Here is a 12,962-nt window from a genome sequence, read left to right on the forward strand (position 1 = left end):
TTAATCAGATTGCGCAAACCGGTCGCTCGCCCAACCGCTCTACCAGCCTGACGAGATAACCATCAGGATCCTGAACGATGAATTCGCGCTGGCCGACTTCAATATGTTCCGCCCGATACCAGGTGTCTTTGCATTCTAGGTACAGCGCAAATCCAGCCTCTTCTAGTTTCTGCATGATCGGTGCGACAGCCTCAACATCGATCTGTAGGTTGATACCTCTGCCAAACGGCTTGGCGAGTGGCGCGGAAAGCCATTGGCCCGCGCTGGGCTCAATCTGCTCAAGCATGACTTGAGCGCCGCTTGAATCAAGGTAGGCAAATCCGTCTTCCGGGCGTTGATAAACTACTTTGAATCCCAGGCAAGAAACCCAGAAATTCAGGCTGCTCTCCAGGTTGGTTACCATTAACTCTGGAACCAGTTTGTTGCGTTCGAACATCAGATGACTTCCATTTCACAAAGGTCTTTCGGGCAGCGGGCATGATGATGCCAAGCCTACAACACGCGTCTTGATACAGGCTTGACTGATCCACCGCCATCGCGGGCAAGCCCGCTCCCACAGTTGGGGTGCGGTGTATCAGCCTACTCTGTCAACAAGATCAATCGAAGAACTCCATACCGGCATACGGCTGGCGTCGGCATTGTTCAAGTCGGGAAGCCAGGTTGCCGACATGCACTTCCAGGCGATGCCCGTCGGGATCTGCAAAATAAAACGAGCTGCCTTCGCTCGAATTGGATTTCCACTCGGTAACGTCAAGACGCCGCAAGCAAGCGGTGACTGCTTCAAAATCGTCCTGCGCCACTGAAAACGCGTAATGGGTGTAATCAGGCTGTTGCTCCGACACTCGGTTCTCATCGAGGGACAGACAAAGCCAGAGATCACCTAACGAAAGATAAGCGCCGGCCTCCCAACGAGCGGCCAATTTAAAGCCGGGAAGAGCCAGGTAAAACTCGATACTGCGGGAGAGGTCCACAACCGCCAACGTAAGATGATTCAAGCCAATCAACATGAGCATTTACCCGGTACCAATCCATTAGAACCGGTGAGAGTATCAACACCGACTTTTTCAATACAATCGACCAAGATCGGCCTGGCGAAATTTTACCGGTCTTGCAATGCGCGTCCTTTCTTGTGGTCTCTACCCCGACTCCGCAAAAGGACACGCTCCATGTCGATCCGCCCTGCCCTTTGCCTGCTGGCCCTGCCGTTTTTCGCCGGCTGCCAGTATTTCCCCCACACCGATTACTTCACGGCACCTGCAAACGAGCCCAACCCGGCCTGGATACGCATCGTCAACTTCACGCAGCATGCCGATCTGTACCAGTACGAAAACGGCAGACGTTCGGGTGGCGTCATTCGCAGTGGGCCGCTGCCGTTCACCGTTACGCAGGATGAGGGGATGCCCAAGGCCGGGCAGAAGCTCACGTCGGACTATTACGAAACGCGGGTAAGACCCGGCATTGAAACGCACGTGGGCATGTTCTGGGAGGGCGCGCGCACGCAATCCTGCTCTGTCACGGCGAAGTTCACGCCCCAGGCTGGGCGCTTTTACCAGTTCCGGCTGACTTCCGGTTCGGCAGGCAGCTGTACGCTGTACCCGTCGCTGATCGAGCGCGACAAGGACGGAGACGGCTGGCATCTCACGCCAAACCCGCAGGTGACGTACAAGGGCGAAGGGCCCACGGCGAAAACCCATTACGGCAATAGCCGCTTCGAGGATCCCGATTACCATCCACCTGCGGAGCTTTATCCGGGCGTGGACGTTTTATAAGGAGTTGTGCAGTGGGTGACAGGAATTACTGGCTAACGCTCGGCTTACGAGCATCAGAAGATCTGTTTGCATGGTCGGCTTTTGTCGCACAAACAGAGTTCCTGTGGCAGGACACTACTTTGGTACAGGACGCCGTCGCTTGGCAGCGTGTCTGGTTCGAGCTGGAGATCATCAACGGGCTGGCGTTGGCGCAATGGGACGATGAGGGAAGGCCAGATGATTGGTCAGGTGCCTGGGACAAAGACTATCGACAAGAAGCGGCTGGCCTGGCGGCTGAGTTGGTGGGAATGCTTGGCGATGGCCGAAAATAATTCATGCCTTGGTTTTTCTTTCACTGGTCCACCGCTATCGCGGGCAAGCCCGCTCCCACAGGGGATTGGGGTTTGCAGGCCAGATCAGGTTTGCACCGCTCAAAAATGTGGGAGCTGGCTTGCCTGCGATGGCGGTGGGTCAGCTGCATCTGTATAAACTGACAGCCCGCTCCCACAGGTGGAGTGTGTTGTATCAGCGACATTTAGCGGGATAGCGGCAACTGGTACCTCACCTCCAACAAGGTAACTCCGCCTCTCTCCAGCGTGCGCTCACTCCCCGCCTCCTCAACACACCCCGCCCTGCGATAAAACCGGATAGCCCGTTCATTCCCCGCCAACACCCACAGCGTCAACCGCTGAAAACCCTGCGCGCTCAACTGCTGCACGCCGGCTTGCCACAAGACCAGCCCCACACCCGTGTGCCAGTGCTCGGCCAGCACGTAGAGAGCCATGACCTCACCACTCTCCCCGACGACGGCATCTTCATCACGACCGGCGCCGATGCATATCCAGCCAACCACCTGCCCGCCCGCCTCCGCGACCACTACGTTGGACTCACCCGACTCAATCGAGCGGCTCCAGAACGCTTCTCGCCGCGCCAGGGTCGCGCCCAGCGAGTGCAGGTAGTCGGCCGGCATCAGGTCGCGATAGGCGGCTTGCCAGCTGCGGATATGCACGTGGGCAATGGCGTTTGCGTCGGAGGGCAATGCGGTACGGATCATCGAAGTCGTCCTTCTTCGGGTATGAAATGCAGGTGGAGCCAGTCTGCCGCCCTTACGTGACAAAACCCGTTCACTACAGACATACGCTCCGGTGGCATAATCAGGCTCCATTCATACCAGATCCGTATCAATGACCGCCGATCGTTACGACCAACTGGCCATCTTCTCCATCGTCGCCCAGGAGCGCAGCTTTACCCGCGCGGCCGCCCGCCTCGGCATGTCGCAACCCGCGTTGAGTCGCGCGATGCGCCAGTTGGAAGAACGCCTGGGCGTACGCCTGCTGGCGCGCACCACCCGCAGTGTGTCGGCGACCCAGGCCGGCGAGCATCTGTTGCAGGTGATCGCGCCGCGCTTCGAGGAGATCGACAGCGAGCTGGCCTCTCTCAGCAAATACCGTGACAAACCCGCCGGAAAGCTGCGGATCACAGCCGGGGAACATGCGGCGATTTCGGTGTTGCATCCGATGCTCGGCAAGCTGCTGCCGGATCATCCTGACCTGAAAATCGAGATCATCGTGGATTACGGTTTCACCGATATCGTCGCGCAAGGGTTCGATGCGGGGGTACGGCTGGGTGAGCAGGTGGCCAAGGACATGATCGCCATGCGCATCGGCCCGGATATGCGCATGGCGGTGGTGGGGTCGCCGGCGTATTTTGCGCGGTATCCGGTGCCGCTGATCCCTAACGAGCTGATGGCGCACAACTGCATCACCTTGCGCATGCCGACTCACGGTGGACTGTATGCGTGGGAATTCGAGAAGGCCGGCCAGACGTTGAACGTGCGGGTCGAAGGCCAGTTGGTGTTCAACACCATCGCCATGCGCCTGGAGGCGGTTCTCCAGGGCTTGGGGTTGGCGTACATGCCGGAGAACCTGGTGCTGGAGCATGTGGCGCAGGGCCGCTTGGTGCGGGTGTTGGAGGACTGGTGTGAACCGTTTTCGGGCTACCACCTGTATTACCCGAGCCGGCGCCAAAGCTCGCCGGCGTTTACCCTGGTGCGTGACACCCTGCGCTATCACGGTTAGTGCTGATCGAGCGCCTCGGTGGTGCGCTGGGCAGCGGCGACATCACCTTGCTCGGCCAATAACTGCGCCACTTCACGCAATTGCGCGTCACTCAGGCCCACCCGCAAACTCGCCGCGATATGTGAGCGCAGCTGCGGCTCGACGCCAGGGGTGACGGCCAACGCGGCGACGGTCGCCAGCTCGCGGCTCTGCCAGTCGAGGTTGTCCCGCGCGAAGATGTCGCCGAACAAGTGCGCTTGCAGGTAGTGATTGATCACCGGGGCGAACTCGAACAGCGGCCCTTGGACCGGGGCGCCGGCGATTTTGGTCTGGTTGGCTTTGCCGAGGATCAGCAACGGTTCGCCGACGGGAATCAGCGCGATGGGCTCTCGTCCTTGCTCATCTTTGATACCGCCTTGCCTGCGCGCTTCCACCACGCGCATCAGCTCGCCGAGGGCGTTGAGGCTGCGGGGGAAGCCGGTGTAGGCGTACAGCTGCACAAGGATCTCCTTGGCTTCGCTGATCGTCAGGCCGGCGTTCAGGCCCTGGTTCAACGCCACGTTCAAGCCAGGCAGATTGCTGGCTGCCATCGCGGCGGCAATCAGCGGGATGGCCTGTTGCCTGGCTGAGAGCGCACTGCCGATGGCCGGTTTGGGCAACGGTTTGAGGTACTCCGCATCGCTGACTTTTTCCAGCCACTCGACGTTTTTACCGTCAACCGATCCTGTCACCGCCAGGTGCATCATCGCGCTATTCGGCGCAGCACCATGCCAGTGCTTGACGCCCGGCGGGCAGACGATCACATCCCCCGGCAGGATGCGCTGCACCGGCTTGCCCCACTCCTGGGTCAAGCCAACGCCCGACATCACCACCAGGCGCTGGCCCGCTGGATGCGTATGCCAGGCCGACCGCGCACCCGCTTCAAAGCTGACGTAGGCACCGGACGCATTGACCTCGTCAGACGCGGGAAACAGCGGATCCACCCGCACCTGCCCGGAAAAATAATCCTCAGGCCCCACCATCGGCGCCTGGCTATGGGCGCGGCGGATCTGCTGTGATTCGCCGCCACTCTCGGCGCCTGCGGCAAACGGCGCCGTGGCGCACAGTGCAATGCCTAAAAGCGTGCTTTTCATGCTGACCCCCTCAAAGTGTGCGGGCGTAGAACGCCGTCAATTGGGCGATGGCGCTGTCCACATACGCGGGCACCCAGTAGGTTTCGATGTGCGTGGCACCGTCGATCTTGAACAGCTGCTTGTCCTGGGTGCCCGTGGCCTTGGCAAACGCCTGCTCGGTCATGTAGAGGCTGTCGGCCTTGCTGCCGGCGATCATCAGCAGCGGCTTGTCGATCAGTTCGATCTGGTCGGTGGCATCGAAACTCATCAGGTCCGGCAGACTGCTCAGGGTGTATTTGAAGGTGGAATTGGGGTGCGCGTGCGTCTTGCCGTAATACTCAAAGCCCTGGCGATACAGGTCGAACGGCAGCTTGGCGATTTGTTCATCGGTCAGCTTGACGTCGCCGGTGTACACCACCGCGCCGCCAGCCGCTTCTTGCGCGCGGGCGGCGGACGCTTGTTGCAGGCGCTCCTGGATCGTCGCGACTTGCGAGTCCTGGTAGCCATTGCGGCGCACCAGGCCAGAGTTGAACATGCTCACCGTGGCAATCGCGGCGAAGCGCTTGTCGGTGCGCGCCGCCGCCAGGGAATACCCGCCGCCGCCGCAGATCCCCAGCAAGCCCAGGCGCGTGGCGTCGGCGCCGGGATAGTGGGCGATAAAGTCGGCCATGCCGTGGATGTCTTCAATGCGATGGGCCGGCTTGTCGACGTTACGCGGTTCGCCCCCACTGGCACCTTGATATGCCGCATCGGCGGTGATCGTGATGTAGCCCTGGTCGGCCATGCGCTGGGCATACAGGCCGGCGACTTGCTCTTTTACGCCGCCATTGGGGTGGGCGACGACCACCACCGGGTATTTGTGCGTCGCGTCATAGTTTGCCGGGGTGTAGACGTTGGCGGCGATGTCGAGGCCATTGAGCTTGTAGCTCACCGGGTGGATGTTGACCTTGCCGGGCTGGTTTTTTGTCAGCGCACCGGCGTACGTCAGGGTGAAGGGGTTTTGCTTGTAGTCCGCTGCCTGCAGTTCGGCGCCGGACATGCCGATCATCGCGGCCATGAAGGTGCTTTTCAGTGGGGTGCGCATCAGGTCAGTGCTCCGTATTGGCTTGAAGAGCAAACTACCGTTCACGCATTGATGGATAAACCGGCTAAATCACATAGCACTGATACCAAAATCACATAAACCCATTCATACGCCAAAGTTGAACGCGATGGACATCCGTGGCCGCGTCCCTTCAAACCGCCGTACGGCATGCATCAGCCAGGAGGGGAACATCACGAAGGTGCCGCTGGTGGCCGAGCAGGTGCTGCTGAACCCCGCCGTCAGGCAATCTTCGACGCGCATGCGCAGCGCGGGGTTGTAGGTCGAGGCCACCATCCCCCGTGGGTCGATGAACTCCAGGTCGCCGCCGACGCTGGCGTCCTCTTCCCGCCCGCCTGCATCGACCCAGTAAACGCCGGACCAGAATGCGCCAGGATGGCCATGCAAGGCATTGCTGTGGCCGGCCTCATTCACGTTGGCCCAGGCGTTGAGCGTCCATTCGAACGCAGGCTCGGTGAAACCGTAGGGTTCGTGGTGAACGGCGGTCAGTTGGTTGGCGAAGTCTCTGGCAAAGGCCACCAACACATCGCAGGCTTCCCCGCCCCACTGCGCGAAATCGTGGGCGGATTGCCAACCGCCATCGTTGCTGCGGTGGGTGCCGCAGAGGTCCTGCGCCATGCGCGTGGTGATGAGCGTCTTCAGCTCAGCGTTGAGCCATTCTGCGTCGGGGTGCTGGAGGCTCGCCAAGGGCGTGGCGAAGAGCCGGCGGATGTTGATGAGGTCAGGATTTACACGCGTGCTGCTGGGTTGCATGGGCTGTTCGCCAGGTTGTGCCAGGAGGCACAGACCATACGGGGCGAACGCCTTTAGCGATGTAATCCTTTGTTAAGGTCTAGGGGATTTTAGTAATACGAGCCTCGTCATAACACGGCAACTCAATGGCGTCGGCTTTCGGCGACAGGAGCTTGCCGAACAGGGTTTTGAACCCCGGCGCGGTGGCCAGCCTCAACACCGCGTGGCCGAGGGCAATGCCCGCGCGCGAGTGCGGCGATGCCAGCCGAGGGGCGAACCTGGGGACGCTTTGCGCCTGCTTGACGTAAGGGCGCATGAGTTTTTCATAGGCCGCAAACGCTTGGCGGTGATCGGCGTGACGCCCGAGTTCACCGGCGAGTACGTAGGCGCCGCACAGCCCCAGGCTGGTCCCCATGCCGCTGATGGGCGATGCGCAGTAGGCGGCGTCCCCGACCAACGCAATGCGGCCCTTGGACCAGCGCGGCATTTTGACCTGACCCACCGCGTCCAGATAAAGATCGCTGGCGTGTTCCAGCGCGGCGAGTACGCGGGGCGCCTCCCAGCCGGCGTCGGCGAACAGGCGCTTGAGCAACGCGACTTGGGCGTCCCTTGGGAGCTTTTCATAGCCGCTGGGCGCTTGCTGGAACGACAAGAAGGCGCGTGTCGTGCCCAGGTTGTCCGGGCGCAAGCAGATACAACGGCCACCGGGCAGGTTGTGCCAGCGCATCACCTGGCCATCGCTGGCCTCGCGCGGCACGGTGAAATACGCGGTGTAGAGATCCAGGGAGCGGCGCTCGACGTCGTTGCCGAACACTTGATTGCGCGTCGCGGAACCAATCCCTTCGGCAATGATGACCAGGTCGTAAACCTGCTCGACGCCCTGCTCGAAGCGCACGTGGACATGGTCGCCATCGTCTTCCAGGGCGTTGATGCTGTCACCGAAGCGGTACGTGACCCGATCCTCGCTCTGCTGGATCAACAGCTTGGCAAGTTCACCGCGCAGGATCTCCAGTTCGGCGATCGGGCCGTCACCGTCGAAGGCATTTACACCAATGAACGCCTTGGTCCGGTTGCCCTGGTCAACAAAGGCGATGCCTTGCTCCTGGGTGCTATTGGCCCGAATCAGGGCCTCCAACCCCATACGTTGCACCACCACCCGCCCGGCCCCGCGCACGTCGATGGTTTGTCCGCCATCGCGAAACGCCGGCGCCTTCTCGACCACCGTAACGTCCATGCCCTGCCGGGCCAGCCAATACGCCAACGCGGGGCCGGCGATGCTCGCGCCGCTGATCAATATCGTTTTAGCGGTCATGACCGCTCCCCGGCAACGTGTTGCGGTAGACCTCGATCACCTGCCCGAGAAACGCCTCGACCACCGCGCGGTCCTGGCCTTCCAGCGCGCCAAGTACGCGGCTCAGCCCACTGAGCATCGGCGCAATATGCCGATACGCCTGCACCACCGATGCGGGCTGTGGACACACCAGCACCCGACGCTTGTCCTCCAGCTGCCGCTCGCGCACCACATGCCCCGCACGCTCCAGCCGGTCGATGACCTGGGTGATGCCTGCGGTGGTCACCGAGAGGCGCGCGGCCAGCTCGGTCGGCGGCAGCGGGCCGTCGGTGATCAGGTGCTCCAGCGCGGCCATGTCGGTCTGGTTGATACCCAGCGCCGCGCCCAGGTGGCCGGCGGATTTGCGCGTCAGGATGGCGATCTGTTGCAACTGCTGGCCGACGGGATCGCTGGCGATCTGCAGGGTGCGTGGGTCCTCGGCTGAGGATTGGGGGGACTTCATGGGTGGGGCTCTGGTCGTTTGGGGAAGCGCGAAATTAGCACATAGCTAGCTTCCTTAGCTACCTTGATCAAGCACCTTGAGCACATCAATGAAAAACTTCCTCCGAGCAGGTGCTTAAACCTTCTTCACAAGCGGTGGTGACAAGCTTTATGCACCCGCGCAAACATACCCTCTACATACACACAACCTCTGTGGGCTCACGAGTATTCCCAGAGATCAAACGGCATATCAGTAGTAAACCATTACATTCCGCTCTCCCACCTCCGTCGTAAAAAATGTATAACCTGCGTTATTCGCCTGCTCTTTTCTCAAGTCCAATAAATCCATAGAAATATCAGTCAATACTTTAATCTTTCGAGCCGTGCCCACCGTCCTGCAAAGCACCAGCACTTTATGCGTTTGATCCGGATCACCCCAGAACACTTTCGATTCCCAGTGACGGGCTTCTCCTGCCGCGATCAACGATTCAAAAAAAGCATAATCCTCACTCGCTGCTGTTAAAGAGATGAGATCGCATACAACATCTTTGTCTTGTCCAAAAATCATGATTTGTCTCCTTATTTTTTGGGGAACGGGCTGGCTTGGGCACCGGAGTCTGATGGAGGCGTGACTGGCACTCTTCTCGACAGTTCGGTGGCTCTCTGACGCATGCTCTTATACAACGCAGGATTTTCAATCAACTCTTCAACACTACCCACTTCCTGGATCGCCCCACTTGGAAGTATCAAGTACTCCCGGGCCAGATAGCCGATGGCCAAGGGTTTGGGAAAGGTCTCATCCATTGTCACACCACGCGCAGTGCGTGATGCCAACTTGAACGAAGCACCGGGCAGCACATATCCGCCATATTTCTGCTCAGACTCCAGGTTGGCCATCTGTCGTCTGATATTGCCCAATTGCTGCTGAGTTCTTAACTTATTAAGCGTCGCTATATCTGCCTGCAACGCTGCAATATCAGGATCGCTACTTTCCGCCTCTCCTGCAGCCGGCACCGCCGGGGTATCAGGCACTACCGCGCCTTTCTTCAATTCGATCTGCTTGTTGAGCTGGGTGATCAATGCCTTGTAGGACTCTTCAGACGCGCTCAACAGTTCCGGCGCATTGACCTCTGCCCCAGCCCGCACGTCAGTGCCTGAGGTATCAGCGAACGTCAACGACACGGTGGCGCCTTTAATGCTGTACACGCGACTGATTACCCTAAGAATCGTCGGGCCCGGGTTGCCTTTCGCGAGCGTACCAAGATCACTTTTATTATCCGTTGCCCATTTCCCTATGAGCCGATTCATCGCTTTATCGGTAAGCCCTTGATTGGAGGCGCCCTTGAACACAACAGACCCCGTTGCGCTTTGCGCGCCGGCCACTGAAAGTGCAACGGGGACTGAATTAAGTGGAATAGCCAACCCAAGTGCCCCGCGTTTATCCACGGAGAACGTATAACTCGGGAACGCCGTATTCGGCGCCCGATGAAAAGAGGCTGCGTCTGTTATTGCAAATCCATTGGCATACAAGTTGTCGTACTCGGCTTGCGCTATAGCAATCCTGTCGTAGCGATTGATCAGCGGCAAAAAACCCTTTGACTCCCAGGTCTCGATTTCGCTGGCTATATCGTTTTTCGATATAAATACATCGCCAGGTCGCAGATCTTCATCCAATGGATAGACCGGCATCACCTGACTTGCACGCACGGTCATGCTCCAATCTTTCGCCACACGCTCGAGTGAGTTTTTTGGCGCCATTATTCCGCATGACGCGAGTGCGCAACTGACAACAACTAAAATTCCTTTAGTTTTAAGCATCATGCCTATCTCCTACGCCGTCTGGACACACAAAGATCATCATGATCTGCGCCAGCAATCCAGACGTTAGCTACGTCAAAACGGCTATGCGTTAGCGAGATAAAATATATATAGCTCAGGCATTTTGGTTTTGCTGCCTGTTATTAAAAATAATATTCGCAGCTTGTCGATTGCGTACTTTTTACTCACAGAGCCAATCCAAACGTACTTGTATTTTTTACACTTCGTGTAAAAAGGCTGGGCCTGCTGCGCAGTCCAACGGGAGCAAGCTCCCTCGCCACAACTACAGTGTTCCCCGTTGACTGACTGGCATTTCGGATTGCCCAGGCACCTTGCGCCCTTTACTCTTCAGCCTCCCCGCCCACGCGAACCCGGAGCCGCCATGGACCTCGCCACCCTCGCCCTTTTCCTCCCCGCCTGCTTCGCCCTGAACATGGCGCCCGGCCCCAACAACCTATTGTCCGTGAGCAACTCGACCCGCTACGGCTACCGCATCTCCTGCCTGGCCGGCATCGGCCGCCTGCTGGCCTTCGCCGGCATGATCGCCCTCGCTTCTGCCGGCCTCGCGGTGGTGCTGCAAACTTCGGAGTTGTTGTTCTACGGGATCAAGATCCTGGGAGCGGCGTACCTGTTTTACCTGGCGTTCCAGTTGTGGCGGGCGAATCCGCAGGGGGAATCGGAAGCGACGACAGGCAAGGCAGGCTTGTGGGCGTTGGCACGGCAGGAATTTTTGGTGGCGGCAGGCAATCCAAAAGCCATCCTCATCTTCACCGCCTTCCTCCCGCAGTTCGTCGTCCCCGGCCAGCCCATCACCCCGCAATTCGCCGTGCTGGGCGCGATGTTCCTGATGCTGGAATGGATCGCCATCAGCGCCTACGCCTATATGGGCCTGCACATGCGCCGCTGGTTCGCCGAGCCGCGGGGCAAGCGGATATTCAATCGGTGTTGCGCGGGGTTGTTGTCGGCGGCGGCGACGGTGTTGTTGATGGCGCGACGGGCATAAGCCAGGAATAAACGCAGTCTTTACTTGCTGACGACGGCTGACAAACACTAGGATGCGATGAATTCTCAAATGCACTGTGTTCTTGCAGAGGCTTTCTGTGTCGTCGTCATCCACGCCCCCAGCCCCGCACGCCGATATTCGCGCGCTGTACATCGATCATCACGCCTGGTTGCTGGGCTGGTTGCGCAGGCGGCTGCACCACGGTGACAGCGCCGCCGACCTGGCCCAGGATACGTTTGTACACATCCTCGGCAAGCCGGAGCGGTTGCAGGAGTTGCGCCAGCCACGGGCCTGGTTGAGTACGGTGGCCCATGGCTTGTTGGTTGATCGGGTGCGCCGGCAGCGGGTCGAGCGGGCTTATCTGGAGGCCATTGCTCACTTACCGGAGGCTGAGGTGCCGTCGCCGGAATCACAGTTGATCCTGCTGGAAACCCTGGCACGCGTGGACGCGTTGCTCGATGGCCTGCGCCCCAAGGTGCGCATGGCCTTTCTGCTGTCGCGCCTTGAGGGCCTCAGCTACAAGGAGATCGCCGTGCGCCTGGCCGTGAGCCTCGGGTCGGTGGAGAAGTACATGGCCTGTGCCATTCGCCATTGCTATCTGGCTCAGTGATGAGCGCACATCCCCTGCCCGATAACGTACTGGACCAAGCCATCGGTTGGCTGGTGCGGATCGAATCCTCCGGTTCAAACCCTCAAGTGCTGGCAGCCTGCCTGGATTGGCGCCAAGCCGATGCGCTGCATGAAACCGCCTGGCAAGCGCTGCAAAAAAGCGACGCGGCCTTCCAAGGGCTGGCCGCGCTGCCGGGCACAGTGGCGCTGGATACGTTGGAGCGCTTGCACAGCGGCCATCACAGCCGGCGCCACGCGCTCAAATTGCTGGGGATGGGGTTGCTCATCACCGGGGTTACCGGCTGGCAGCTGCGTGACAGCACGCAGCTGCCCTGGGGCGCGGACTATGCCACCGGGGTGGGCGAACGGCGTCAGTTCCTGCTGCAGGATGGCACGCGCCTGCAACTGAACACCGCCAGTTCAGTCGACGTCGAATTCACTGCCCAGCGCCGGCTGATCAACCTGCGGCGCGGTGAAATATTTGTCGATACCGGCAAGGACGGCGCCGCACCTGATGGGCGTCGCAGTTTCTGGGTCAGCACCCGGCACGCGCGGCTGCAGGCCATCGGCACCGCCTTCGGCGTGCGTGATGAAGAACGCGGCACCCGGGTTCGGGTCGAGGACGGCGTGGTGGCCATTCACAGCAAGGGCGATCCGATCCTGATTGCCGCCGGTGAGGAATACCTGATCAATCTCGACGGCAGCCAACGCGTCGAGGCCAGCACCCTCAACGCCAGCGCCTGGACCCGCGGGCAACTGGTAGCCAAACGCATGCGCCTGGGCGACCTGACCGCCGAATTGGCGCGTTACCGTCACGGCTGGTTGCGCTGCGATCCCGCCATCGCACAGCTAGAAGTGTCGGGGGTCTTCCAGCTGGATGACATTGACCGCGCGTTGAGCGCCCTGAGCGACTCGCTACCGGTACGTGTCGAGCGCTTTACGCCGCTCTGGACCCGTGTGATCGCCCGTTGAGCCAGACGAGAAATAATCGCAAAAAGATTTACGGGTTT

General features: G+C 59.9%; 16 protein-coding genes. 6 read left to right on the plus strand and 10 right to left on the minus strand.

Annotated elements, in window-relative coordinates; genetic code table 11:
• Positions 1-4: 4 nt before the first annotated feature.
• Both PSH87_RS14580 and fos read right to left on the minus strand, forming a co-directional pair.
• Positions 5-436: a VOC family protein gene (locus tag PSH87_RS14580; RefSeq protein ID WP_305429939.1), complete on the minus strand. Its 432-nt coding sequence runs from the start codon at positions 434-436 to the stop codon at positions 5-7.
• Positions 437-596: 160 nt separating this feature from the next.
• Positions 597-1,007: a fosfomycin resistance glutathione transferase gene (gene fos / locus PSH87_RS14585; RefSeq protein WP_305434317.1), complete on the minus strand. Its 411-nt coding sequence runs from the start codon at positions 1,005-1,007 to the stop codon at positions 597-599.
• A gap of 159 nt (positions 1,008-1,166) precedes the next feature.
• On the opposite strand from fos, the gene PSH87_RS14590 reads away from it, so the two are divergent.
• On the plus strand, positions 1,167-1,769 hold the full coding sequence (locus PSH87_RS14590) for a hypothetical protein (RefSeq protein WP_017737673.1): 603 nt from the start codon (positions 1,167-1,169) through the stop codon (positions 1,767-1,769).
• An 11-nt stretch (positions 1,770-1,780) separates the two neighbouring features.
• The gene (locus tag PSH87_RS14595) at positions 1,781-2,080 is read left to right on the plus strand and encodes a hypothetical protein (protein ID WP_305429941.1); all 300 of its coding nucleotides are present in this window, start codon (positions 1,781-1,783) and stop codon (positions 2,078-2,080) included.
• 203 nt (positions 2,081-2,283) lie between these two features.
• On the opposite strand, the gene PSH87_RS14600 is transcribed toward PSH87_RS14595, so the two are convergent.
• Positions 2,284-2,802, minus strand: a complete 519-nt coding sequence (locus tag PSH87_RS14600; protein ID WP_017737675.1) for a GNAT family N-acetyltransferase — start codon at positions 2,800-2,802, stop codon at positions 2,284-2,286.
• A 130-nt stretch (positions 2,803-2,932) separates the two neighbouring features.
• Between PSH87_RS14600 and PSH87_RS14605 the strand changes: the two genes are divergently transcribed.
• A complete protein-coding gene (locus PSH87_RS14605; protein WP_305429942.1) occupies positions 2,933-3,826 on the plus strand; it encodes a LysR family transcriptional regulator in 894 nt (297 codons plus the stop codon).
• Here PSH87_RS14605 and PSH87_RS14610 read toward each other — a convergent pair.
• The 7 genes from PSH87_RS14610 to PSH87_RS14640 form a co-directional block, all read right to left on the minus strand.
• Entirely contained in the window at positions 3,823-4,938 is a 1,116-nt protein-coding gene (locus PSH87_RS14610; RefSeq protein ID WP_305429943.1) for a carboxymuconolactone decarboxylase family protein, read from the minus strand. The genes PSH87_RS14605 and PSH87_RS14610 overlap by 4 nt on opposite strands.
• A gap of 10 nt (positions 4,939-4,948) precedes the next feature.
• Complete coding sequence (locus tag PSH87_RS14615; protein WP_305434319.1) at positions 4,949-6,004, minus strand: alpha/beta hydrolase; 1,056 nt, start codon at positions 6,002-6,004, stop codon at positions 4,949-4,951.
• A 102-nt stretch (positions 6,005-6,106) separates the two neighbouring features.
• Positions 6,107-6,772 (minus strand): TIGR02466 family protein, encoded by a 666-nt coding sequence (locus PSH87_RS14620; protein ID WP_305429944.1) that lies wholly within the window; start codon positions 6,770-6,772, stop codon positions 6,107-6,109.
• 79 nt (positions 6,773-6,851) lie between these two features.
• Positions 6,852-8,063 carry an FAD-dependent monooxygenase gene (locus PSH87_RS14625; RefSeq protein WP_305429945.1) on the minus strand — a complete coding sequence of 404 codons (1,212 nt, stop codon included), beginning with the start codon at positions 8,061-8,063 and terminating at the stop codon, positions 6,852-6,854.
• On the minus strand, positions 8,053-8,544 hold the full coding sequence (locus PSH87_RS14630; RefSeq protein ID WP_305429947.1) for a MarR family winged helix-turn-helix transcriptional regulator: 492 nt from the start codon (positions 8,542-8,544) through the stop codon (positions 8,053-8,055). Before PSH87_RS14630 ends, PSH87_RS14625 begins: the two co-directional genes overlap by 11 nt.
• A gap of 228 nt (positions 8,545-8,772) precedes the next feature.
• Complete coding sequence (locus PSH87_RS14635; protein ID WP_017737682.1) at positions 8,773-9,090, minus strand: hypothetical protein; 318 nt, start codon at positions 9,088-9,090, stop codon at positions 8,773-8,775.
• 11 nt (positions 9,091-9,101) lie between these two features.
• A complete protein-coding gene (locus PSH87_RS14640) occupies positions 9,102-10,343 on the minus strand; it encodes a hypothetical protein (protein ID WP_305429949.1) in 1,242 nt (413 codons plus the stop codon).
• Positions 10,344-10,722: 379 nt separating this feature from the next.
• Between PSH87_RS14640 and PSH87_RS14645 the strand changes: the two genes are divergently transcribed.
• From PSH87_RS14645 to PSH87_RS14655, 3 genes are all read left to right on the plus strand, one after another.
• Positions 10,723-11,343, plus strand: coding sequence for a LysE family translocator (locus PSH87_RS14645; RefSeq protein WP_305429951.1), 621 nt, complete (start codon positions 10,723-10,725; stop codon positions 11,341-11,343).
• Between the two features lie 97 nt (positions 11,344-11,440).
• The gene (locus PSH87_RS14650) at positions 11,441-11,953 is read left to right on the plus strand and encodes a sigma-70 family RNA polymerase sigma factor (protein WP_305429953.1); all 513 of its coding nucleotides are present in this window, start codon (positions 11,441-11,443) and stop codon (positions 11,951-11,953) included.
• A complete protein-coding gene (locus PSH87_RS14655; RefSeq protein ID WP_305429955.1) occupies positions 11,953-12,924 on the plus strand; it encodes a FecR domain-containing protein in 972 nt (323 codons plus the stop codon). The genes PSH87_RS14650 and PSH87_RS14655 overlap by 1 nt, the downstream gene beginning before the upstream one ends.
• Positions 12,925-12,962 lie beyond the last annotated feature (38 nt).

It is taken from the genome of Pseudomonas sp. FP453, assembly GCF_030687495.1.
Lineage (GTDB): Bacteria > Pseudomonadota > Gammaproteobacteria > Pseudomonadales > Pseudomonadaceae > Aquipseudomonas.

Excerpts from the sequence above, each read along its gene's own strand:
- PSH87_RS14645 (WP_305429951.1), top strand. The coding sequence starts at position 10,723 with ATGGACCTCGCCACCCTCGCCCTTTTCCTCCCCGCCTGCTTCGCCCTG.
- PSH87_RS14630 (WP_305429947.1), bottom strand. The coding sequence starts at position 8,544 with ATGAAGTCCCCCCAATCCTCAGCCGAGGACCCACGCACCCTGCAGATC.
- PSH87_RS14580 (WP_305429939.1), bottom strand. The coding sequence starts at position 436 with ATGTTCGAACGCAACAAACTGGTTCCAGAGTTAATGGTAACCAACCTG.
- PSH87_RS14605 (WP_305429942.1), top strand. The coding sequence starts at position 2,933 with ATGACCGCCGATCGTTACGACCAACTGGCCATCTTCTCCATCGTCGCC.
- PSH87_RS14590 (WP_017737673.1), top strand. The coding sequence starts at position 1,167 with ATGTCGATCCGCCCTGCCCTTTGCCTGCTGGCCCTGCCGTTTTTCGCC.
- PSH87_RS14640 (WP_305429949.1), bottom strand. The coding sequence starts at position 10,343 with ATGATGCTTAAAACTAAAGGAATTTTAGTTGTTGTCAGTTGCGCACTC.
- fos (WP_305434317.1), bottom strand. The coding sequence starts at position 1,007 with ATGTTGATTGGCTTGAATCATCTTACGTTGGCGGTTGTGGACCTCTCC.
- PSH87_RS14600 (WP_017737675.1), bottom strand. The coding sequence starts at position 2,802 with ATGATCCGTACCGCATTGCCCTCCGACGCAAACGCCATTGCCCACGTG.
- PSH87_RS14655 (WP_305429955.1), top strand. The coding sequence starts at position 11,953 with ATGAGCGCACATCCCCTGCCCGATAACGTACTGGACCAAGCCATCGGT.
- PSH87_RS14610 (WP_305429943.1), bottom strand. The coding sequence starts at position 4,938 with ATGAAAAGCACGCTTTTAGGCATTGCACTGTGCGCCACGGCGCCGTTT.
- PSH87_RS14625 (WP_305429945.1), bottom strand. The coding sequence starts at position 8,063 with ATGACCGCTAAAACGATATTGATCAGCGGCGCGAGCATCGCCGGCCCC.
- PSH87_RS14635 (WP_017737682.1), bottom strand. The coding sequence starts at position 9,090 with ATGATTTTTGGACAAGACAAAGATGTTGTATGCGATCTCATCTCTTTA.
- PSH87_RS14620 (WP_305429944.1), bottom strand. The coding sequence starts at position 6,772 with ATGCAACCCAGCAGCACGCGTGTAAATCCTGACCTCATCAACATCCGC.